The organism is Methylobacterium sp. Ger2507 (genome assembly GCF_055231875.1).
This window is the reverse complement of the sequence record NZ_JBUYVC010000001.1, coordinates 1,205,405-1,225,076: the sequence shown is the minus strand read 5'-3', so window position 1 is coordinate 1,225,076 and position 19,672 is coordinate 1,205,405. Positions and strand designations below refer to the sequence as shown.

Genomic DNA, 19,672 nt, shown 5'->3' with positions numbered 1-19,672 from the left:
TCGCCGCTCCGGTCAGGGCCGGCGCCGCCAGACCTACAGGCTCTCGGGCAGGGTTGCGGGCAGGATTGCAGGCCTGTCATAGGCCAAGGCTTCGGAGGTGATGCGGTTGACGAGAGCGTCACGGCGCGCCTGCTGGAGCACGATGCGGGCGGCGGCGCGGGCATTGGCCGCCCGCACGCCCGCGTTCGGACTGCCATCCCGGAGCGCCTTCCAGGCAACGGCCCGGAACCAGTTCGCATTGCCGATGGCGATGGCCCGCCGACGAGCCAGGCCCGTCAACTCCGTCGCGTCAGGGGGCATCGAAAGAGACGGTATCAGTAGCGACATTGTGCCGATCCTGGCCAGCTTGCCTGCTTGTCCACGATTGGGACAAGAATTGATATCACCTTTGCGAATAAGCAATATCGGCACCGGATCGTTACGGCCGAAACTGTCCAGATCCATGTCAGCCGTCGCACTCGGAGACATCGGCGCGGACCACGCCCGTTCCCATTGGGCGCGGCACCGATACGATCGGGCGCGGCGGGAGCAGACACGACGGCCATCGACCCGCGCTACGACACCGGACGTCTCGACGCCCGCGTTGCCATCCCATCCCGCTCATCTGACGCCGCCTGGTCGACCGCGGTTGAACCCCCGGGCCGGCAGCGACCATGAAGGGTCAGCCCGTCGGCTCGCTCCCGTCAGACGCTGGCCCCGTTCGCGGCCGGTCGCGAAGCTTCGACAGACCCGACGATTTCGGTCGGGCGACCGCGATCGTCCCATCGCCCAGTCTCAGGAACGCGATCCCGTTCGCCCGCAGGGTATCGAGTGCGATGGCCCGAGATTGCCCGTTGACCGTATCCACATGCTGCTCGAGGCGCTTAATGGTCGACAGCGACAGGCTGCTCCGGCTGGCAAGATCGGACATCGCCCAGCCGAGCATCGCCCGGGCGGCACGCAGGTGCATTCCCGTGACATCCCCATTGACCTCGTCGTCCCCCATCGCGGACGAGAGCGGGGGCGAGGGCGCGAGCGTCTCGCTCAGGGCCGAGAGTACCATTCCGCCCAGGCGCCATTGCAGAGCCAGTTGGGCGTCGGACTGGGCGTCGAACCGAGTATCGGGTCGAACAGCGGAGGCCTCCGATCCGACCGGCGAAAGCGAGACGCGCGCGGCATTCGGGATCTCGATGCCCCGGGCCGCTTCCGGCATCGACGCATCGGCCTCCGGACGAACCCGGGGGCGCGCAGGGCCGCGAAGAACCGGAAAGTCCGATGGCTCCCGAGGTCGCCGATCGACAACGAAACCGGAACTGAAGGTTGCACTTGCTTCGAGACTCAAGTTTCTACTCACAGGAAGAGATAATACGCTTCGATTTTCTGTGCCGAAACTTAGCCTTCGTCAATTTTGCGCAATATTGATCAAACAATGCGCTTTCCTGATAGGATCGCTCCGCAACACTTTTATCCATCTCGGACCCCACCCGCTCTCGTGGGGGCTGCGGCGACTAGCACTACCTGGGCACTTCGAAGGGGTGTGATGCGTTGTCTCTCTGATGGTTCGGGAGGCAGCGATGGATTGGGATCGCGAGGGGACGGACAATCTCGATACCTGGCTTGGGCCGTTCCTTGCGGTGATGGGGCGCAAGACCCGACGGACCTGGGCGCCGCTCTATCTCCGGGGCCTGCTCGGTCCGGGGGATCGCAAGAGCCTTCAGCCGATGGCGGCACGGCTCGGGCTGTCGGGTCACGACCAGTTGCAGCACTTCATCGCCAGCCCGGCCTGGGACGATCGCCCGCTCTGGAGGGAACTGTCCCGTCAGGCGGACCGGCTGGTCGGTGGCCCCGATGCCTGCCTGGTGATTGACGACACCGCCCTGCCGAAGAAGGGCACGCGCTCGGTTGGGGTGGCGCGCCAGTACTGCGGTGCGCTGGGCAAACAAGCCAACTGCCAATCTCTGGTCTCGCTTACTCTGGCGCAGGGCGAGGTGCCCGTGCCGGTGGGCTTGCGCCTGTTCCTGCCCGAGGCGTGGACGAGCGATCCGCAGCGTTGCGCGCAGGCCGGCGTGCCCGAGCCCGAGCCCGCGCCGCGGAGCAAGGGTGAGATCGCGCTCTCCGAACTCGATCGCCTGAGGGCGGAGGGGCTACGCTTCGGCACGGTGCTGGCGGATGCAGGCTACGGCGTCAGCGCCGCCTTCCGTCACGGCCTGGATGCCCGGGGCCTGCGCTGGGCGGTCGGTATCGTCAGGAACCAGAAGGTCTACGCGTCCGACGTGCGGCTTGTGCCGCCGACCGGTCGCGCCCGCAAACCCGCACCGGACCGGGAGCCGCGGGAGGCCGAGGCAGTACTGGCCGATCTGACCTGGCGGCGCGTGACGTGGCGTCAAGGCACGAAGGGCAAGCTCTCGGCTCGGTTCGCCGCCATCCGGGTGCGGGTCGGCGACGGTCCGCTCTGGGGCAACGGCCGGCACCTGCCGGGCGCGGAGGTCTGGCTCGTGGGCGAGTGGCGCTCGTCGGGCGAGCGCAAGTACGACCTGTCCAACCTGCCGCCCGACACGTCACGGCGCGCCCTGGCGGGCACGATCAAGGCGCGCTGGGTCTGTGAGCAGGCCCACCAGCAACTCAAGGAGGAACTCGGCCTCGATCACTTCGAGGGACGGTCCTGGACCGGGCTGCATCGACACGCGCTGATGACGTGCATCGCCTGCGCCTACCTGCAGCACCTGCGCCTCGCCGAGCACCGTCGGACGGGGCGGGGGAAAAATGACGACCCGCCTTCCAGGGCCGCCCCCATCGCCAAGTCTGCCCGCCGTGCGGCAGGCCATCATCGGTCGGCTGTTCGCCAACCTCGTCCCACCCGTCCTGTGCCCCCACTGCCGAAGGCACTTCAGGCTGCCTTCTGACATCAAAGTGCCCAGGTAGTGCTAGTGGCGTGACGGTCCGGCCCTGCCGCTCAGACGCGCGAGAGTCTGTCAGCTTCATTCTGAACCAGCCAGACTCTCGAGCCCTTCGTTTTCGTTTGTCTTGTTGGGATAAACGGTTTCCACTGATCCCTGACAAACTCTAGTTCATGAATCCCTAAACGGTGTTTGGATCGGTTGAGACGGTGGGTCGTTTTCCTTGAGCTTGGAGGAAGCGATGGGACGCTACGATCTGACGGACAAGGAATGGGCAGCGATCGAGCCGGTGCTGCCGACGGACGTGCGCGGCAAGGAACGGGTTGACGACCGGCGTGTGCTGAACGGGATTTTCTAGCGTCCGCGCACGGGCGCGCCGTGGACGGACATCCCGGCGCGGTATGGTCCGGTCACCACCTGCAGCAACCGCTTCCGGCGCTGGCGCAAGCGCGGGGTCTGGGACCGGGTTCTGGCTGCCGTATCGGCGGCTTATGACGGCGACATCCAGATGATCGACACCACGAGCGTGCGCGTGCACCAGCACGCGGCCACCGCCCATTAAAACCTAGGGAGGCAAATCTGACTGTTGGGCGAGGCGTTCGAGGGCGGTGAGGTCGGCGTCGGGATCGGGTCGGAAGCGGGTTCGTGCGACGCGGGCTTGACGCTTGGCGTCGCGGGATCGGCGCAGGGCGCGCCAGCGCGTCCGAACGACCCGACCGAGATCGGGTCCAGACAGGACGTGCGCACGGGTGCCGATGCTGGCCACGCGTCGGACGGACCCGCGCAGCACCGCTCCGGGCGAGGCCGTCTTGCGTCCGGTGGCGCGGCGCGCGCGATAGCACTGCGAGCCGAGCAGTTGCTCCAGGGCATTGGTGGTGCGGGGCAGACCGGGGACGTCGGCGGCATGGAACAGCCCGGGCCGATAACGCCGCGCGACCTTGCGGAAGGGGTCGAGGGCCGCGCCGAGATCAACGACGCGTCGACGGTGTGCGGCATTGCGGCGAGCAGGCCGTCGAAGCGCCGCCGGACCTTGGCACCTGTCTCCGCGGCGGGATTGGCCAGCAGACGGGCGGCGGCATGCACGAAGACGAAGCCTTGCCGGACCGCTGGCCAGAGCGCGGCGGTGCCGGCGAGCGCCCGCCCGATCAGGAGCGCGAGCCGCGCGAGCGGCCGCGAGGCCCCCCTTTGGAGCGCACCCGTTCCAGGCTGCCGGCGACCCTCTCCCATCGCTCCTTCAGCCGCAGCCCTGACGCATCGAGCGGTGCGCGCCCGTCGTCGGTGATCGCGCCGCGCACCAGGTCCGCCACGGCGTCGCGGCATCCCCCCACCGCCCGCTCGATCGGCCGCACGCCGCGCACCGCCTTCTTCGATTCCTTCTTGGCGTGCCGGTCGGCCTCGAAGATCGGCAGCGCCGCCTCTCGCAGGAAATAGAAGTGGCAGAGCTGATGCGGAACCTCCAGGCGGACCGTGGCCACCGCCTTGCAGTTCGAGTGCTGCCCGTCGCTGATCACGCCCGCCAGCGGCACGCCCACGGCCTCGACCCCCTCGCGCAGCAGCGCGCGGCCAGATCCTCGGCCGTGCCCGACGCAGGCTGCGCGCCAGGAGCACCGTGCCGGAGAGACAGTCGCGCAGCACCCAGAGCACCTTGTGGCCGACATCGGGCGGCAGGCCGTCGAGGGCCAGGACGATCCGGTCCTGTCCGCTTAACTGCCGGCGCAGGTGCTGCGGATCGCTGAGCCGGGCGGCCAGAACTTCGTCGTCGCGAGCGAACAGGTTGGTCACGCTGCGTTCGGCGAGGAGCATCCTGCGATTCCGTCGGATCGCGTGTGATCTCCGGCACAGAGCGACGATCGCGGTGGCGCAAGGCGCCGATCAATGTCATCACGTCGAGGCCAAACTCCTGCTGAGGCAGGGCCAGGGCGCCTTCGGCCTTCAGGCGGTCGGGCTTGCGGAAGCGGGCGCAGCCCTCCGCGTCGCAGCGGCGGATCTTCAAACGCAGACGTTGCGTGCCCGAAAGCGTCACCGGCGTGCGGAGGTTCTCGTCGCGGATCCGCATGCTCCGGCCGCAAGACAGGCACAGTCGCCGAGCCGCCTGAAGCACCCGCTCCACATCCGGTAGCCGCAATGGCCTTCGCGACATCCCGCGCCTCCAAAAGGGCGCCCCCAGAACCAAACCGATCAGACAGCCAGCTTTGCCGTCCTAGTTGTTCAGGACGTCGCGCTCCATGCGCGTCCGATCGAGTTCGCGCCGAAGACGAGCGATCTTGGCGGCTTGGTCGGAGAGGGAAGCCACCGGGCTCGCGGATGCGATTCCTGGCAATCCTGCGGTCCGCGGTGGTGGGGAGCCTCCCATCGGCGCCGAGCGCCACTGCCTTAGCATGGAGGGTTGGATCCCAAGTTCGGCTGCGATCTGCATCTGCGGCCGGCCGCTGCTCTCCAGCCGGACCACCGCCTCGCGATTGAATTCGGGGGTGAACTTGCGTCTCGTCTTCGCCATCAAACACCTTCCCCGCCCGTCACGAGCGTATCAGAGGTGTCCGTGGAACCAGGGGAGGATCAGTCTCGCGCCCAGCGCTCTGCCTCGCCCTTCGTGTCGAAGCTCTTCGCTCTCGGCTTCATTCCGAGCCGGCGCACCTGAGCTTGCCATCTACCTCTGAGCTTCCGGATCGTTGCCAAAGCTGCACTCACGACGGTTGTGTCGGTCAGGCGTAGGACAACGGCACAGCCGGCCCAAGGAGGATCCCAGTCGACGCGTCAAACGTCGGATATGTCGTCGAGATCATCCAGAGCAGCAAGCGCGATCTCATCGCCATAGAGCGCCGCCGCCAGCGAGTGACGCACTGGAAGTGGATTGTCCCTCGTCGCAGACGCAACGCAGACCTCTACGAGGTCAGCGTCAGGTATGACCACGATGCCGAAGCCGGCGTGGAACGGGCCGGCATCGAACACGCGCATGGCTATGGTCAGGCCTTCAGGAGCCGACGCCTCGAGACCTTCATCGACCAGCCAGAGCCGACGCTCCGCAACGAGTAAGTCATCGAGCCAAACCCCGGCAGCGTCGTGCCAGCCTGCAACCTGGAAGATCGAGAACGAAGCGGGAGCCATCCGTCGGGCGATCTCCTGGTCGGCGTCATCCAGATGGACGGCCCCCTCCTCGAGGAAACGGTCGTAAACGCGCCTACCGCGCTGATTCGGCTCCATGAGGGCAATATCGCTCAGCATATCCAGGACCGTGCTATCGTCCAGCTGCCTCTGGTCCCAGAGGTTGAGGTGCTTGGCAGCACGATCGAAGTCGGGCTTTCGGCAGCAGCGCACAGCTTGGCGAAGCACCGATTGGATCGCAGCCCGGATGGGGCAATACTGCGCGAGGACGTCCTCGCGGCATGCTAGCGACTGCGTTCCGTCCACATGGTTCTCCACGCGCCTGACGGCAGCGTGCCGTGAGCGTGGCACGATGTCTACCGGCAGCGGGCGAAGCGAAAAACGCAGACATCAGCCGCGACGCCATTTTGCTTAAGTCGCTGAGATTGCTGATCTAAGTGGCGGAGAGGGGGGGATTCGAACCCCCGATGCCCTTGCAGGCATGCCGCATTTCGAGTGCGGTGCATTCAACCGCTCTGCCACCTCTCCGCGAAGGCGCCTCGATGAGACGAGGGGTGACTAGCACGAGTGCTTCGGGTTTCACAAGCGGCGGATTGGGTCGGCGGCGCTTTGCGAGACGGCGCGACGGATTTCGCGTGCGGGGGATCGGTGTGACCGGGCAGAGACAGGGGAGCCCGGGCCGCTCCGGCGCGGCGAAGCGCGCCGTCCGGGGCGAAGCGCAACCGTCTGGAGAGCATGCGGTCGGAGGGACGCGCCCGCGGTCTCCGGCCCCGGCCGCCAGCAGGCTCCAGGGCCATGCGGGAAAGGATTCGTCTGTGCGGCGAAACAGCCATATACTGGAGGGACCTGGCTCCGCTATCGTCGCTTCTTCGCCGGGGCGCGCGATGGTTCTGATCCGGGGTCGTCGCCGTGACGGATTCCGGCGCTTCGCCAACCCGAGCCTGGAGGCCCGAAACTCCCGGTGGTCGGAACCTCCAATGACCGGGACTTTCAGAAACTGGGACTTTCGGTAGCCGGGACTTTCGGTAGCATGGCGTGCATGATGAACGTTCCCCGCGAGACGACAGCGCCACTCACCGATCCGCTGCTCCTCGACAACCAGCTCTGCTATGCCCTCTACGCGGCCGCCCACCGGATGACGAAGTCGTACCGGCCGATGCTGGAGCGCATGGGCCTGACCTACCCGCAATATCTCGTGCTGCTGGTGTTGTGGGAGACGGACGGCATCACCGTCTCGGAGATCGGACGGCGCCTGCGCCTCGATTCCGGCACGCTGACTCCGGTGCTGAAGCGTCTGGAAGCGGCGGGGTTCCTGGTGCGGAACCGGCGGCGCTCGGACGAACGCGAGGTCGAGATCGCCCTGACGCCGCGCGGCCAGGCCTTGCGCACCGAAGCCGCAGCCGTGCGGGAATCGGTGATGTGCCAACTCAACATGTCGGAGCCCGAGGTCCAGGCCATGCGCGCCGACCTCAACGCGCTCATCGCCAATCTCAGCGTCGGCGGGTGATGCGCGGCACCATGGGCCAGACCCGAAACTTTGCCGGTTAAGTTCTTCTTGCCGGGTCGCCGGAAACCCCGCTATGCCGCAGGACATCCTGCCGGCTGCGGCGCGCTGCGGACAGGCCCTTCTTCTCACCTTTGCGGGACCCTGCCGATCGTGAATGCTCAACCGACGGTTCTGCGCACGAGGCTTCCGCGAACCGGATTTTTGCGAACCGCTCCGCCTCGGGCCCGAGCGCTTCGCCTCCACGCCCGCTGGGGGACGCAGGGTCGAGCGGTCCGGCATCGACGGACCAAGGGCGAACTCGCGGTTGCGTTCGGCGTTTCCCAGCCATGAGTGTGCATGGGGGAGACGCGGACATTGACCCGCGCCGGCAGGTCGGCGCGCTGCCGTTCAGGCGGATGCCGGATGGCGGCTACATGATCATGCTGATCACCTCCCGCGAGAGCCGTCGCTGGGTGATCCCGAAGGGTTGGCCGATGAAGGGGCGCAAGCCCTACGATGCCGCCGCGCGCGAGGCCTACGAGGAGGCCGGCCTCCTCGGTACCATCGGCAAGCGCCCCCTCGGCTTCTACCTCTACGAGAAGCGCCTGAAGAGCCGCGACGCGGTTCTGTGTCAGGTGAAGGTGTTTCCCCTGGAGGTCCGCAAGCAGCTCAAGCACTGGCCCGAGCGGCACCAGCGCGAGGATCGCTGGTTCACGCCGTCCGAGGCGGCCGAGGCCGTAGCGGAGGCCGGTCTGGCGGCGATCATCCGCGCGGCCTGCAAGCGCGAAACCGGCGCCCTCGCCTGACGGCGACGCAAGGCCGGATGCGGATTCGAATGCGAACGCGCGAGAAACCGACAAGATTCGCCGCGATGCGATTGCCAAGGGCATGATGATCGGCTAATTGCCCGTCCGTCCGGTTCGCACGGCCTTCGCCGCAACCCAGGACGTTTCGCTGCTGTAGCTCAGTGGTAGAGCACCTCATTGGTAATGAGGAGGTCGACAGTTCAATCCTGTCCAGCAGCACCACCTTTCCCTTATCGAAGCAAGACCTTGGGGACGGTGGTGCCGGCCGCTGGCCGATCCTTCGCTGTCGTGGGGAAGGCCCTTCCGAACGCGCGAGAGATCCGCCTGCATCAACTGGCGCATGCCGCACAGGGTGTTGCCGTCGATGTCTTCGGAACGGTCTTCCGCGCCGACAATCGCCGACGGAGCGGACGCCGCGCCCGCCAGGGTGTAGGGTCGGATGTGGCCGCGAACCGGTGGTCCTGGAGCAAACCGATGAACCGCGCCGTCCTCTCGTTGGCAGCCATCGGCCTCTTCATGGCGGCGCCTGCCGATGCGCAGAGCCTTCAGCCTGGGTCTGACAGCCCGCGCGAGGCGCCGCGCACGAAGCGCGAGCGGGATCTCGATCTGGAGGCGAAGCCGCGGGGGCAGCGGGAGCTGTCGGCGCCCGACAAGGACGGGTACTCGACCGAGGAACCCGATGACGACAGCGAAGACAGCGATCTCGGCGAGGCCCTTCGCGGCGCCGAGCCCTCGAAGCCGCAGCCTCGGTGATCGGCGCCACCGTCATGCGCTTGCTTGCCCTCGCCACAACGCTGATCGTCGCGGCCACCGCCGATGCCCGCGCTGAGCCGGCCTCGACCCTGGATGGGCTGTGGCAGCGGCTCGGCTCCTGTGCGCAATCGGTGGGCGGCCCTGCGGGGTCGGCCGGCTCGGAAGTCACGGTCCTGTTCAGCATCAAGCGGGACGGGAGCCTGCAGGGGCAGCCGCGGATTACTCACGCGAACCTGAAAGGGGATGTCGCTGCGCAAAAGGAGTTCCTCTCCGAAGCGCTCAAGGGCATTGCCGGCTGCTTCCCGCTCGCGATCACGGACGGCCTCGGCGGTGCCGTCGCAGGCCGCCCGCTGCGTCTCCGGGTGATCAACCGTGCACGGGAGCGGGGCGCCTGATCACGGCCAACACTGAGCTGGCATGCATCAGATGCATCTCTAAAGTCGAAAAATCCCGCTCCTTCAGCCCGATGAGAGAGCAGTTCGGCACCGATCGAGCGATCTTTGCTCAGAGTACGGGCCTCGTGAACTCCGTTGCTGAGCAGACGGTTCCACGAAGCTGCGTACTTTTATTGTTTCTACTTTATGAGAATCGATGACAATTGCGTCTCGCAAGGCATCACCTTGCGAGCGGCCTTTTTATGCGTTAGGTGCAGTGCAGCAAGAAATTGTTAACCAGCTTCCCCCCAGCCTGTGAGAGGGTCTGAGACCATGCTGCGAAACGAAAATGCTCTCACCCCTCATTTTGCCTCTCAGCATCGGAACGAGCAGTTGAACGTAGCGGTCCTTACACGTGATACGCCTGTCGGAGAGACTCGCCGCTTGGAGCGTTTGGCCAAGCGTACCCTCGACATCACCATCGCGGGCACGGCATTCGTCCTCCTCCTGCCGCTGCTTTTTCTCATTGGGGCGCTCGTCTGGTCCGCGGATCGCAAGAGCCCGATCTTTCGGCATATGCGCATCGGACAGGGAGGCCGTCGCTTCGGCTGCCTCAAGTTTCGCTCGATGGTCACCAACGGCGATGACGTGCTGCGCGCTTATCTGGCCGTCAATCCCGCGGCACAGCGCGAGTGGGACGAGACCCACAAGCTGACCAACGACCCCCGGGTGACGCCTCTGGGCGCGGTGCTGCGCAAGACCAGCCTCGACGAACTGCCCCAGCTCATCAACGTCCTCCGCGGAGAAATGAGCCTGGTTGGCCCGCGTCCGATCGTAACCGCCGAGTTGGAGCGCTACGGCACGGCGTTCGAGACCTGCTTCTCGGTTACGCCCGGCGTGACCGGGCTCTGGCAGGTGTCAGGGCGCAGCAATTGCACCTATGCGGAGCGGGTCGCGTTGGACCTCGACTACGCCACCCGCTGGAGCTTCGCGCGCGACGTCGCCATCATGCTGCGCACGGTTCCAGCCGTACTCGCGCAGCGCGGGAGCCGCTGACCATTCCCGTGCTCCGGTGAACGATCAAGATCACGGAGCACACCGGCCTGACGCTGGGCCGGTGGAGAAACCCAGTGAAGGCCATCTTACTGAACGTGCTGCTTGGTCTTGGATTGGGGCGGCTTGGCACGATCTGGCAAGCCATCATATTCATCCCCGTCGTCGCTCTTGAGATTGCCTACAGCGCCTATTTCTACGGTCTAAGCCTTGATGGGGGCTTCAGACGTGCCGCCGCACTCATGATCTGCGCCCAGCTGGCCTTCATGCTCGGGGCGTTGCTGCGTCCACTGGGTCGCAAAAACTAAAACCTCACCCGAACACGGCCTTGAGATCCGCCGAGCAGTCCCTCAGGCACAGGCATGCGCCGTCGGTCGCTCGGCCAACGGCGTCCTGTGCCGCGGGCTGCGCCTCCCGAACACGGACGGCGCGAAGTCGCGGTTGACCGCCTTCGTGCAGGCGCCGAGGTCGCCATAGAGCGTATCGTTCGAGGAGAAGACGCGAACCCCGTCGCGCAAGCACGGCTGACGGATCTTGAACCAGGGATCGCCCCTCGCGAGCAGAGCGAAAACGGGACAAGCCCCGCGCTGGGGATTCCATCGGGGCTGACCAGGGAGGGGCTGCGCGAGAGTCTTTTGCTTTCGTTTGTCTGGTCGGGAGAACCGGTTTCCGCTGGGCCCTGACGAACTCTAGCGAAGGCGCAGAAGCCGGGCGGGCAACGGTCAACGCTTCTGCGGAGGAGCCAAAAGCTTCGGCGCTTCAGTGTTCGCGATGAATCGTCCGGGTGGTGCAGGCGATGCCGGGTCTTTCTGCCAACCGATCCGCCCCTCTGCCAAACCGAACTCCAAGAAGTGAGCGAGCGGATTGAAGCCGTTGGCTTTGACATCCGGATTGGCCGTCAGATAGCCGTCACCGCTGAAGCCGGCGCTGGGGTCGCGGCCTTCCTTCCATCCGTGCTGTAGGTAATGCTGCAGAGGCGTTCCGGGGAACTGCGCGACATCGCGATACCAGTATCGGTAGTAGACCTCATCGAAACCCGGCATCCGGCCTTCAGAGGTGTTGGAGGCCAGCTTTTGGATGAGGCGCGAGATCTTCATGGCCGAAGTCATAGCGCAGGCGGTTCGGAGGCGACAAGCGACCCCATGCAAAACCTGCCTCGGAATGTCCTGGGCGGGCGAGCGAGGATGATGGCGCCCGGTGCCCCCCGGAAGGCTGAGGAGACGCATGGGAGCCCTTGCTGTCCGAGGCGGCGAATAGCTCTGCCCTCGCGGGTGAGCTCCGGATCGTCACCTTGTCACCTGCAATCCGGGGTCACCTGCGATCCGGGGTCACCTGCGATCCGGGGTTACCTGCGATCCGGGCGACACCAACCGCGACGGCCGGGTCGTAGCCGTGTGCCGACCGGATTTGCGCCGTCCGTCGTCGCGGCAGATCGAGTCCCGGCGGCCCCAGCCCTCTCCCCCGCACCTATCCGGTCCGATTTCTGCGGTGGTCTGGTGCTTGGCGCCGGGCGCGTGTCCGGAATCGTCGAAACACGCATGCGCCTCGTGGACACGACCGACGTCGTGTCGCGCCGGGGCGGCCGACCGGCACTCGACCGCTCCGGACCTTCGGACGGCGACGCAACCGACGCCCCCTTCAGCAGAGCGGAGCCACAAGCTTCGCGAAAGCAAGATCCCTGAGAGTGCGGCACCATCTTGGGGATTGATGCCATGCTCCGAGCACCCCTCTGTCTCGTGGCGCTGATCTCGTCGATCACTCCGTCGCTGTCAGAGCCGTTGCCGAAACCGATGTTCGTCAGATTGCCGCCGCTTGCCGTCGAGGGCGACCGGGGCGGTGCGGCCGTGCCTCAGACCAGAGGAGCCTTGGAGGCGGCGAACGCCAAGGCGACCGCGCTGATGGACGCCTTCGACGGGCGCGTCGCTCGGAGCGCGCAGCAAGCGATCGCCTCGATTTGTGTCGGCTGCTCGCCCTCCTTTCGGGAGATGAAGGCTCGTCCGCGACGCGTCGAAGCGACCGCGCTGCCTGAGGGACGGATTGTCGATGATCCGGCGCAGGCTCCTGCCAACTGAGCCGCCACAAGTCCCCCGGCGCTCGGAGACGCGGTGATCAGGCGGTCGCCGTCGCCAATCCGTCGACCTGCGTGTGGCGCGACGCGGGCTGCGCATCTCAAATTTCGTCGACCCGGCCAGCCTCCCCGTCAGGCCAGCTCCGCTCCTTGGATGTTCCAGGTCGACGCCGGAGCCAAGGCCTTCAGGCGAACAGCATGCCGTCGCCGGGCGCGTGTACGGTGAAGCCCTTGCCTTCGTCGATCCAACCCGGACCGGCAGCGCCCTGGTTGATGCCGGCGGTTTCCTCGGCATTGCCGGCGAAGTGATGCTGGCCGGTCTTGGTGTTGAAGAACCGCTCCAGCGTCACGGTGCCGGGCGCGCTGGCATCGGCATAAGCCTCGAACGCGACGCCCTCGTATTTGTAGGACGGCGCGGTCTTGATGATCTGGTCGCGCTCGCCGACGCTGGTCGTGAAGAAATGCGCGTTCGTGCCGGTGTCGAAGAACCGGAACACGTCGATGGTGTCGGCCCCCGGGGTCGGGGTCGCCCACGGGGTTCCCTCGTAGGTGAACCACGGCAAGGTCTGGAGGATCTGCGCCTTCTCAGCAGTACTGTTCGTGTAGAAGTGATCACCCGTGCGGGTATCGAAGAACCGATAAACGGCCGTGACGTGGCTCCCCTCCGCAGTAGGGACCCCAGACGTCGAAGCAAGGCCTTGTGACGGCGTTGCCGCCTGCACCGATGCGTTGGATCCTGCAGGATCGTGCCCCCCCGGCACCGGAGACGCATCCTGGACGTCCGCGACGACGCCCGGATTCCGCGCGTAGGCTCGCACATAATCGATGAGCATGTGGCCTTCGGCAGGCGTGGTGGCGTCCGTGGCCCCGGGCCACGAGCCTGCATCGCCGACGGCGAGATTCAGCAGCATGTACATCGGCTTGTTCATGTCGCTCGGCGTCGCAAGCCGGGCGACGGCGTTGTTGTCGACGTAGTAGGTGATCGTATCCGCCTGCCAGTCGACGCCGTAGGTATGGAACCCCTTCGAAGTGTCGATTCCGAAGACGGTCTGGGTCTCGGTCACATTGGGACCGCCGACTTTGGAATGGGTGCTGGCGTAGATCGTTCCGGGCTCGTCGCCGAGCACCTCGAACACGTCGAGTTCGGGCGGCCAGGACAGATCGGCCGGCAGGAGCCAGAAGGCCGGCCAGAAGCCCTTGCCGGCGGGAAGCTGGGCGCGAATTTCGAAGTAGCCATACAGCTGGGAGAAGGACTTGTAGGTGGTGATGACGCCGGAAGTCCAATCCAGTCCCGAGCCGAGCGGGGTTTCGACGCCCTGGGTCGCGCGCGCGGCAGTGATATCGAGGACGCCGTCCTTGACGCTGAAGGGGTTCACCCCGACCGAGCTGTCGGAATAGTATTCATCTTCCTTGTTGTTGGGCAGGGTGCGGAGTCCGGCCTGCGGATACTTCGTCTGCCACGTCGTCGCGAATCCGGTTGCGGATCCCGAAAAGGTGTTGAACTCGTCCGAGAAGGTCAGCTGATACTTCGACATATCGACGGGCAGGCGGAAATTCGCCGCGGACAGATCTTCGACCTTGTGATCGCGCAGGGTCAGCGTTTCGCCTGTCTCAAGCCTGATGACCGTATCCGCCCCGACCTGAGACATCACCGACTTGACCTTGGCAAAGCTTGTCAGGCTGGAATAGGATTGCAGTTGTAGAAAGTCCTTGGCCGCATCGAACCCGATCACGACATCGGACCCTTCGCCTTTCGTGACGATGAAGGTGTCTACGCCGCTGCCACCGATCAGAACGTCGTTGCCGGCGCCGCCGTTCAACGTGTGGCTTCCGGTGCCAGGCGCGCTGATGATGTTGTCGACGTGATTGCCGGCACCGCTTGAATTATTGCCGGCCAGCGTGAGATTCTCGGTACCATTCGGAAGTGTGTAGTATTTCGACGTCGACACGACCGTGTCGATGCCTTCCCGGTCGTTCTCTACGACGACGTCATTTTGGGTGTAAACGAAATAGGTATCATCTCCCAACCCGCCCGTGAGCGTGCTATTGCCTCCGGTGCGAAGGCCGTCGTTGCCGGTCGTCCCTGAAAGGGTTGATTTGGCAGTTCCGACGGAACCACGACCATAGGTTTCGCCCACCGAGAGCAGCGCCCCGGCGGCGTTGAGGTATGTTGCAGGCATCGAGCTCGCCCTTGATGAAGGACGTGACTTCAATTCAACTCTGTGAATTGATCGTTACTTAGCCGAGAAATGCTCGGAATTAACTATAAAATCCCGCAACCAAATTGCGTCGGCGCGACAACTTATCCTTTTGCAGCGCGTGTCGAGCAGAAAGGATGTTGCCGGGGATCGACACGGATGCATGTCGTGCCGACCGGAAGCGGGGTCCGACCGGATTGGATCGGTTGCGGTTTCGAAGGCCGGCGCGGATGTGGAGGTCGACGGTTCGATCCTGTCCGGCAGCTCCACCTTCTGCATCACCGATCAGAGACGTGAATCAGGGACCTGCGTCAGCGACTTGGGAAAGGGGGGGGCGGCCCCACGTCGTGGTGCGCCCCGCACCGGGATGCGGGGCGCCCTTCACGTCTCAGGACAGTTGCGGAGTGGAGGCCCGAGCCGGCAAAGTCCAGTTCGGGCGGATGAAGTGGCAGGTGTAGCCGTCGGGACGCCGCTCGAGATAATCCTGGTGCTCGGGCTCGGCCTCCCAGAACGGACCCGCCGGCGTTACCTCGGTGACCACCTTGCCGGGCCACAGGCCGGAGGCGTTCACGTCCGCGATGGTGTCCTCGGCGATCTGCCGCTGCGTCTCGTCGGTGGTGAAGATCGCCGAGCGGTAGCTCAGGCCCCGGTCGTTGCCCTGACGGTTGGGCGTGGTCGGATCATGGATCTGGAAGAAGAACTCCAGCATGCGGCGGAAGCTCGTCCGGCTCGGGTCGTAGACGATCTCGATGGCCTCGGCATGGGTGCCGTGGTCGCGGTAGGTCGCGTTCGGGACGTCGCCGCCGGTGTAGCCGACCCGCGTGGAGATCACGCCCTCCTGGCGCCGGATCAGGTCCTGCATGCCCCAGAAGCAGCCGCCTGCCAGGATCGCGCGTTCGTGGCTCATGGTTCAACCTCTCTGCGATGAAAGCGTCATCGGGCTTTGCCTTAGATAGGGAGGCGCGCCGGCTTTTGCCGCCACACCGTCAGCCCCCGAGGCGCGGCGTTTCCGGCACGTCTTCGCCGGGCCTGTGCCGCGCCGCACATCGGCGCGGATGGTCCGGGTGCATCACGGGGGTGGCCGTCATCGCCCCCTCGGCGGCCGAAACCAGCGGCGCAGCGGCCCTCGCAGGCCCTGCGCCGTTCGCATGTTCGGTGCTTACATGACCGGCTCTTCCGACCCGACGGGATCTCTCAGGCCGGCGGACTCGCGTCTGCCCCGGAACGGGCCGGGAGCCGCGCGTCTCGACGTCGTGGGGCACCGCCGATGAGAGCGGCCGACAGGGCCCGCGGGCTCGGCCTCGCCCTCCTTCTCCTCGGCACGGGCGCGAGCCAGGCCCGCGACCGGACCGGCGCGGTGGTGCGCGCCTGGGTCTCGGAGGTCATCGATATCATCGACGGGGCCGTCCAGAAGCAGGCCTTCCCGGGCCGGGGCCGCACCGTGACCGTCCGGGTCCAGGTGGCGGCGGACGGCTTCGTGAACCGCGTCGCGGTCGAGCGCAGCTCCGGTTCGGCGGATCTCGATGAGCGGGCGACGGCCCTGATCCGGGCGGCCGGCCCGTTTCGCCCGCCGCCCGCCCCTTTGCTGACCCGGGCGGGCACGACGGATCTGAGCTTTCCGGTGCGGCTGGGCCGCTGAGATCAGGGCGGCGTCGGGCTGCCCCGCATCGGATCGGGCGGACGAAGCGCATCCGGAATGGTCGCGTCTCGAATGGTCCCGTCGTCGGCCGGCCGGCGCGCCCGCGCGCCGATCAGCAGGGTGCGCTGGCCTCGCATGATCTTCAGCAGGCGCTCGGTGCGGCCAAGCTCCGCCTCGGCCTCGGCGGCGTCCCGATCTTCGGCGAGGTGGACGGCGATGCGGAGCATCTGCTCGATCCGCCGTGCCTCGGCCGTGGCGATGATCCGCTCCACCGCGCCGAGCCCCTCGTCCCACGCCGCCGTCATCCGCCGCCCCCAGAGCCTCCTGCGAAGGAGCCACCTTCGGGCATCGTCCGGCGGCCCGCACTCACGTTTGTTGCGCCCCGGCTCCGATCAGGGGTCGGTCGGTGACCGTTGCGGCCCACACCGCTCTGAACCTTGGCCGACCCGGCTTGTTGACGACGGTGAACCCCCACCACGGAAAGGCCGACATGGCAGAGCCCTCGGACATCAAGGCGCAGATGGAAGTGAGATCGTCCGACGGGCTGCATGTCGGCACGGTCGATCACCTGGACGGCGACACCCTGATCAAGCTGACTCGGACCGATCCGGTCGCGCATGGCCGGCACCATCTCCTGCCGCTGTCCTGGGTCGAGCGGGTCGACGAGCAGGTCCACCTCACCGCCACGGCGGCGGACGTCCGCGGCTACTGGGAGGATGCCAGCGCCGTGTGAGGCGGCCATTCCGACATCCCCCGCCGGAACCGACAGCCCGTCGAAGAGCGCTTCGATGCGCCCGCACCAACACGTCATCACCGCCGATCTCTGCTGCGCCGCAAGATATCCGCCGCCGATTTGGGCACCGGGCGCCTAAGATCTGAGCGTATGCCGGCCATCTGCACAAGTGCAGCGCACCATAAATCCGCCCCTTGACGGCCTGCGCCCGCCGATATTCTATGCGTATAGTTTGGATAGTTCGGTCGGCTCGGCCCTCGAGGAGCGGTGTCATGCGGGATCGTCGCGCGTTTCTGAAAACCTCGCTGACGGCGGCGACCCTGGCGGCCTCCGGAGTGCCGATCTCGGGTTTCCTGCGCAGCGCCCGGGCCGCCGAGGGGTCCCTGGTCGTCGGCGCGCCCCTGCCGATCTCGGGCGCCTTCGCGGCCAACGGCAAGTACGCGTCGCTGGGCGCCGCCTTCGCCGCGAAGGAAGCCGGCTCGGTGCTGGGCCGCACCGTCACGATCGCCGACATCGACACCGAGGGTAAGCCGGCCCCGGCCGCCCGCAAGATGCAGGAGGCGATGGCCCAGGGCACGCGACTCTTCGCCGGCGGCATCCTGTCCTCCGAGGCCCTGGTGATGGGCAAGGAGGCGGCGAAGTCCGACGCCGTCTTCATCACCACGGCGGGCGCCGACGAGATCACCGGCTCCGACTGCAACCGCGGCACCTTCCGCTGGACGGTACCGACCTTCGGCGCCATCGCGCAGACCGTCCGGCCCCTGATCGCGCAGATGCCCCAGGCCAAGCGCTGGTACACGATCACCCCGCAATACGTGTTCGGCGAAGGCCTGCTCAGCGCCGCCAAGGCGGTGTTCCAGGAGAAGGGCATCGAGCATGTCGGCAACAGCTACCACTCGCTGGCCGAGAAGGAATTCAGCGGCTACCTGACCAACGCCATCGCGGCGAAACCCGACGTCCTGCTGCTCCTCAACTTCGGCTCGCAATCCTCGGACGCGCTGCGCCAGGCGGTCAGTTTCGGCCTCAAGAAGCGCATGACCATCGTGCTCGCCTGGGCCTCGGGCCTGGAGCAGTTCGAGGCCTTGGGCGCCGACCTGTGCGAGGGCGTCTATTTCGGCGCGCAGTACTGGCACGGCATCGACTCGCCCCTGAACAAGGCCCTGGTCGCCAAGGTCCGCGAGACCGCCAAGATGACGCCGAACTACTCTTTCGCCGGCTCCTACCAGATCACCAAGCTGCTGCTCGACGCCGCCACCAAGGCCGGCAGCGCCGATGGCCCCGCGGTGATCAAGGCGCTCGAAGGACTGCGCTATGCCGGCCTCACCGGCGAGGAAGAAATCCGCGCCGCCGATCACCAGGTCATCAAGGATTACTACCTGCTCAAGGGCAAGGCGAAGTCCGCCATGAAGGACAAGGACGATTTCGCCGAGGTCATCCAGTCCGGCAAGTCGTTCCTCTCGCCCGAGGCGGCCGGCTGCAAGATGGCGTGAGGGCGACCTGAAACCAAGGTTCCTCACCAAACCGGTTGTCGGTCAAGCGCTGCGTCATTCCGGGGCGCCGCAGGCGAGCCCGGAATCCAGAGCCGCTGACGGAGCCAAGCAAGACGCCACCTGTGTTTCTGGATTCCGGGCTCCGCTTCGCGGCCCCGGAATGACGCGATGGCGCGCCGATCGGCGTCGCTCTCGAACCAAGACTTGACGTACACCCGGAGACCCCGTGACCTACCTGTTCCAGATCCTGAACGGTCTCGGCCTCGGGATGCTCTACTTCCTGCTGGCGGTGGGCCTGAGCATCATCTTCGGGCTGCTGCAATTCGTGAACTTCGCCCATGGGGCGTTCTATCTGCTCGGCGCCTACCTCGCTTACGAGGGCGTCGAGCGCGGCCTGAGCTTCTGGGTGGCGATGCCGCTCGCCGCCCTCGTCGTGGCGGTGCTGGCAGGCTTGACCGAGCGGCTGCTCCTGCGCCGGGTCTACAAGCTGCCCCACACCTTCCACATCCTCGTCACCGTCGGCCTCGCCCTGGTGGTGCAGGAACTCGTCATCATCCTCTGGGGACCGCTCGGCGGCAACGTCGCCCCGCCGGAGGAACTGAGCGGCGTGATGATCCTCGGCGACTTCGTCTATCCCGAGTACCGGCTGTTCGTGATCGGCTTCACGGCGATCCTGGCCGCGGGCCTGTGGTGGCTCCTCGACCGGACACGCCTCGGCGCCATCGTGCGGGCCGGGTCGGAATCCCCGTCGAACATGGCGCTGCTCGGCTACGACACCCTGCGCATCAACACGGCGGTCTTCGCCCTCGGTGCCGGGCTCGCGGGGCTGGCCGGGGCGCTGGCGGCCCCCATTCGGGGCGTCGAGCCCTTCATGGGCGTCGAGGCGCTGGGCATCGCTTTCGTGGTGGTGGTGATCGGCGGCATGGGCAGCTACGCCGGAGCGCTGGCCGCCGGCATCCTGGTCGGCGTCGCCCAGAGCCTGATGGCCACCCTGTGGCCGGAGGGGGCGCGCCTCGTCATCTATCTCGGCATGGCCGGCATCATCATGGCGATGCCGCGCGGCCTGTTCGGCCGGGCCTGAGCAGGATCCTTTC

19 protein-coding genes, 2 tRNA genes and 4 pseudogenes are annotated in these 19,672 nt (G+C 66.4%); 14 read left to right on the top strand and 11 right to left on the bottom strand.

Going from position 1 to position 19,672, the window contains the following annotated elements:
- Positions 1-33: 33 nt before the first annotated feature.
- Both ACV7NL_RS05690 and ACV7NL_RS05685 read right to left on the bottom strand, forming a co-directional pair.
- Positions 34-300, bottom strand: a complete 267-nt coding sequence (locus ACV7NL_RS05690) for a hypothetical protein (protein ID WP_463355154.1) — start codon at positions 298-300, stop codon at positions 34-36.
- 361 nt (positions 301-661) lie between these two features.
- Entirely contained in the window at positions 662-1,192 is a 531-nt protein-coding gene (locus ACV7NL_RS05685) for a hypothetical protein (protein ID WP_463355153.1), read from the bottom strand.
- 361 nt (positions 1,193-1,553) lie between these two features.
- Between ACV7NL_RS05685 and ACV7NL_RS05680 the strand changes: the two genes are divergently transcribed.
- Positions 1,554-2,882, top strand: coding sequence for an IS701 family transposase (locus ACV7NL_RS05680; RefSeq protein ID WP_463355152.1), 1,329 nt, complete (start codon positions 1,554-1,556; stop codon positions 2,880-2,882).
- A 235-nt stretch (positions 2,883-3,117) separates the two neighbouring features.
- Positions 3,118-3,429, top strand: a pseudogene (locus ACV7NL_RS05675) (IS5 family transposase); the annotation flags it as partial.
- A gap of 12 nt (positions 3,430-3,441) precedes the next feature.
- Here ACV7NL_RS05675 and ACV7NL_RS05670 read toward each other — a convergent pair.
- The 5 genes and pseudogenes from ACV7NL_RS05670 to ACV7NL_RS05650 all read right to left on the bottom strand — a co-directional run bounded on the left by ACV7NL_RS05670 (position 3,442) and on the right by ACV7NL_RS05650 (position 6,506).
- Positions 3,442-4,932 (bottom strand): annotated as a pseudogene (locus tag ACV7NL_RS05670) (ISNCY family transposase).
- 153 nt (positions 4,933-5,085) lie between these two features.
- Positions 5,086-5,373, bottom strand: a pseudogene (locus tag ACV7NL_RS05665) (transposase); the annotation flags it as partial.
- A gap of 62 nt (positions 5,374-5,435) precedes the next feature.
- A pseudogene (locus tag ACV7NL_RS05660) lies at positions 5,436-5,552 on the bottom strand (site-specific integrase); the annotation flags it as partial.
- Positions 5,553-5,630: 78 nt separating this feature from the next.
- On the bottom strand, positions 5,631-6,098 hold the full coding sequence (locus ACV7NL_RS05655) for a hypothetical protein (protein WP_463355151.1): 468 nt from the start codon (positions 6,096-6,098) through the stop codon (positions 5,631-5,633).
- 318 nt (positions 6,099-6,416) lie between these two features.
- Positions 6,417-6,506 (bottom strand) — tRNA-Ser (locus ACV7NL_RS05650).
- Positions 6,507-7,020: 514 nt separating this feature from the next.
- On the opposite strand from ACV7NL_RS05650, the gene ACV7NL_RS05645 reads away from it, so the two are divergent.
- The 7 genes from ACV7NL_RS05645 to ACV7NL_RS05615 all read left to right on the top strand — a co-directional run bounded on the left by ACV7NL_RS05645 (position 7,021) and on the right by ACV7NL_RS05615 (position 10,758).
- A complete protein-coding gene (locus ACV7NL_RS05645) occupies positions 7,021-7,485 on the top strand; it encodes a MarR family winged helix-turn-helix transcriptional regulator (protein WP_200935818.1) in 465 nt (154 codons plus the stop codon).
- Between the two features lie 326 nt (positions 7,486-7,811).
- The gene (locus ACV7NL_RS05640; RefSeq protein ID WP_056185555.1) at positions 7,812-8,270 is read left to right on the top strand and encodes an NUDIX hydrolase; all 459 of its coding nucleotides are present in this window, start codon (positions 7,812-7,814) and stop codon (positions 8,268-8,270) included.
- 147 nt (positions 8,271-8,417) lie between these two features.
- A tRNA-Thr gene (locus ACV7NL_RS05635) sits at positions 8,418-8,492 on the top strand.
- Positions 8,493-8,744: 252 nt separating this feature from the next.
- Positions 8,745-9,023, top strand: coding sequence for a hypothetical protein (locus tag ACV7NL_RS05630; RefSeq protein WP_156375966.1), 279 nt, complete (start codon positions 8,745-8,747; stop codon positions 9,021-9,023).
- Complete coding sequence (locus ACV7NL_RS05625) at positions 9,020-9,418, top strand: hypothetical protein (RefSeq protein ID WP_463355150.1); 399 nt, start codon at positions 9,020-9,022, stop codon at positions 9,416-9,418. The genes ACV7NL_RS05630 and ACV7NL_RS05625 overlap by 4 nt, the downstream gene beginning before the upstream one ends.
- A 312-nt stretch (positions 9,419-9,730) precedes the next feature.
- Entirely contained in the window at positions 9,731-10,453 is a 723-nt protein-coding gene (locus ACV7NL_RS05620) for a sugar transferase (RefSeq protein ID WP_463355149.1), read from the top strand.
- A gap of 74 nt (positions 10,454-10,527) precedes the next feature.
- Positions 10,528-10,758, top strand: coding sequence for a hypothetical protein (locus ACV7NL_RS05615; RefSeq protein ID WP_056185545.1), 231 nt, complete (start codon positions 10,528-10,530; stop codon positions 10,756-10,758).
- A gap of 414 nt (positions 10,759-11,172) precedes the next feature.
- Here the strand turns inward: ACV7NL_RS05615 and ACV7NL_RS05610 are convergent, their stop codons facing one another.
- Positions 11,173-11,547, bottom strand: a complete 375-nt coding sequence (locus ACV7NL_RS05610) for a hypothetical protein (RefSeq protein WP_082507950.1) — start codon at positions 11,545-11,547, stop codon at positions 11,173-11,175.
- Between the two features lie 639 nt (positions 11,548-12,186).
- Between ACV7NL_RS05610 and ACV7NL_RS05605 the strand changes: the two genes are divergently transcribed.
- A complete protein-coding gene (locus tag ACV7NL_RS05605; RefSeq protein ID WP_463355148.1) occupies positions 12,187-12,522 on the top strand; it encodes a hypothetical protein in 336 nt (111 codons plus the stop codon).
- 181 nt (positions 12,523-12,703) lie between these two features.
- Here ACV7NL_RS05605 and ACV7NL_RS05600 read toward each other — a convergent pair whose 3' ends face one another.
- Positions 12,704-14,656 (bottom strand): family 16 glycosylhydrolase, encoded by a 1,953-nt coding sequence (locus ACV7NL_RS05600; RefSeq protein WP_463355147.1) that lies wholly within the window; start codon positions 14,654-14,656, stop codon positions 12,704-12,706.
- A gap of 448 nt (positions 14,657-15,104) precedes the next feature.
- Entirely contained in the window at positions 15,105-15,623 is a 519-nt protein-coding gene (msrA, locus tag ACV7NL_RS05595; protein WP_056184647.1) for a peptide-methionine (S)-S-oxide reductase MsrA, read from the bottom strand.
- A gap of 360 nt (positions 15,624-15,983) precedes the next feature.
- On the opposite strand from msrA, the gene ACV7NL_RS05590 reads away from it, so the two are divergent.
- Positions 15,984-16,355 carry a TonB family protein gene (locus tag ACV7NL_RS05590; protein ID WP_463355146.1) on the top strand — a complete coding sequence of 124 codons (372 nt, stop codon included), beginning with the start codon at positions 15,984-15,986 and terminating at the stop codon, positions 16,353-16,355.
- Between the two features lie 2 nt (positions 16,356-16,357).
- Here ACV7NL_RS05590 and ACV7NL_RS05585 read toward each other — a convergent pair whose 3' ends face one another.
- A complete protein-coding gene (locus ACV7NL_RS05585) occupies positions 16,358-16,660 on the bottom strand; it encodes a hypothetical protein (protein ID WP_056184651.1) in 303 nt (100 codons plus the stop codon).
- 185 nt (positions 16,661-16,845) lie between these two features.
- Here ACV7NL_RS05585 and ACV7NL_RS05580 point away from each other — a divergent pair, with 185 nt between their 5' ends.
- From ACV7NL_RS05580 to ACV7NL_RS05570, 3 genes are all read left to right on the top strand, one after another.
- Positions 16,846-17,088, top strand: a complete 243-nt coding sequence (locus ACV7NL_RS05580; protein ID WP_463355145.1) for a DUF2171 domain-containing protein — start codon at positions 16,846-16,848, stop codon at positions 17,086-17,088.
- Between the two features lie 272 nt (positions 17,089-17,360).
- Positions 17,361-18,578 (top strand): ABC transporter substrate-binding protein, encoded by a 1,218-nt coding sequence (locus ACV7NL_RS05575; RefSeq protein WP_463355144.1) that lies wholly within the window; start codon positions 17,361-17,363, stop codon positions 18,576-18,578.
- Positions 18,579-18,804: 226 nt separating this feature from the next.
- Complete coding sequence (locus ACV7NL_RS05570; RefSeq protein ID WP_082503692.1) at positions 18,805-19,659, top strand: branched-chain amino acid ABC transporter permease; 855 nt, start codon at positions 18,805-18,807, stop codon at positions 19,657-19,659.
- The last annotated feature ends 13 nt before the right edge of the window (positions 19,660-19,672 follow it).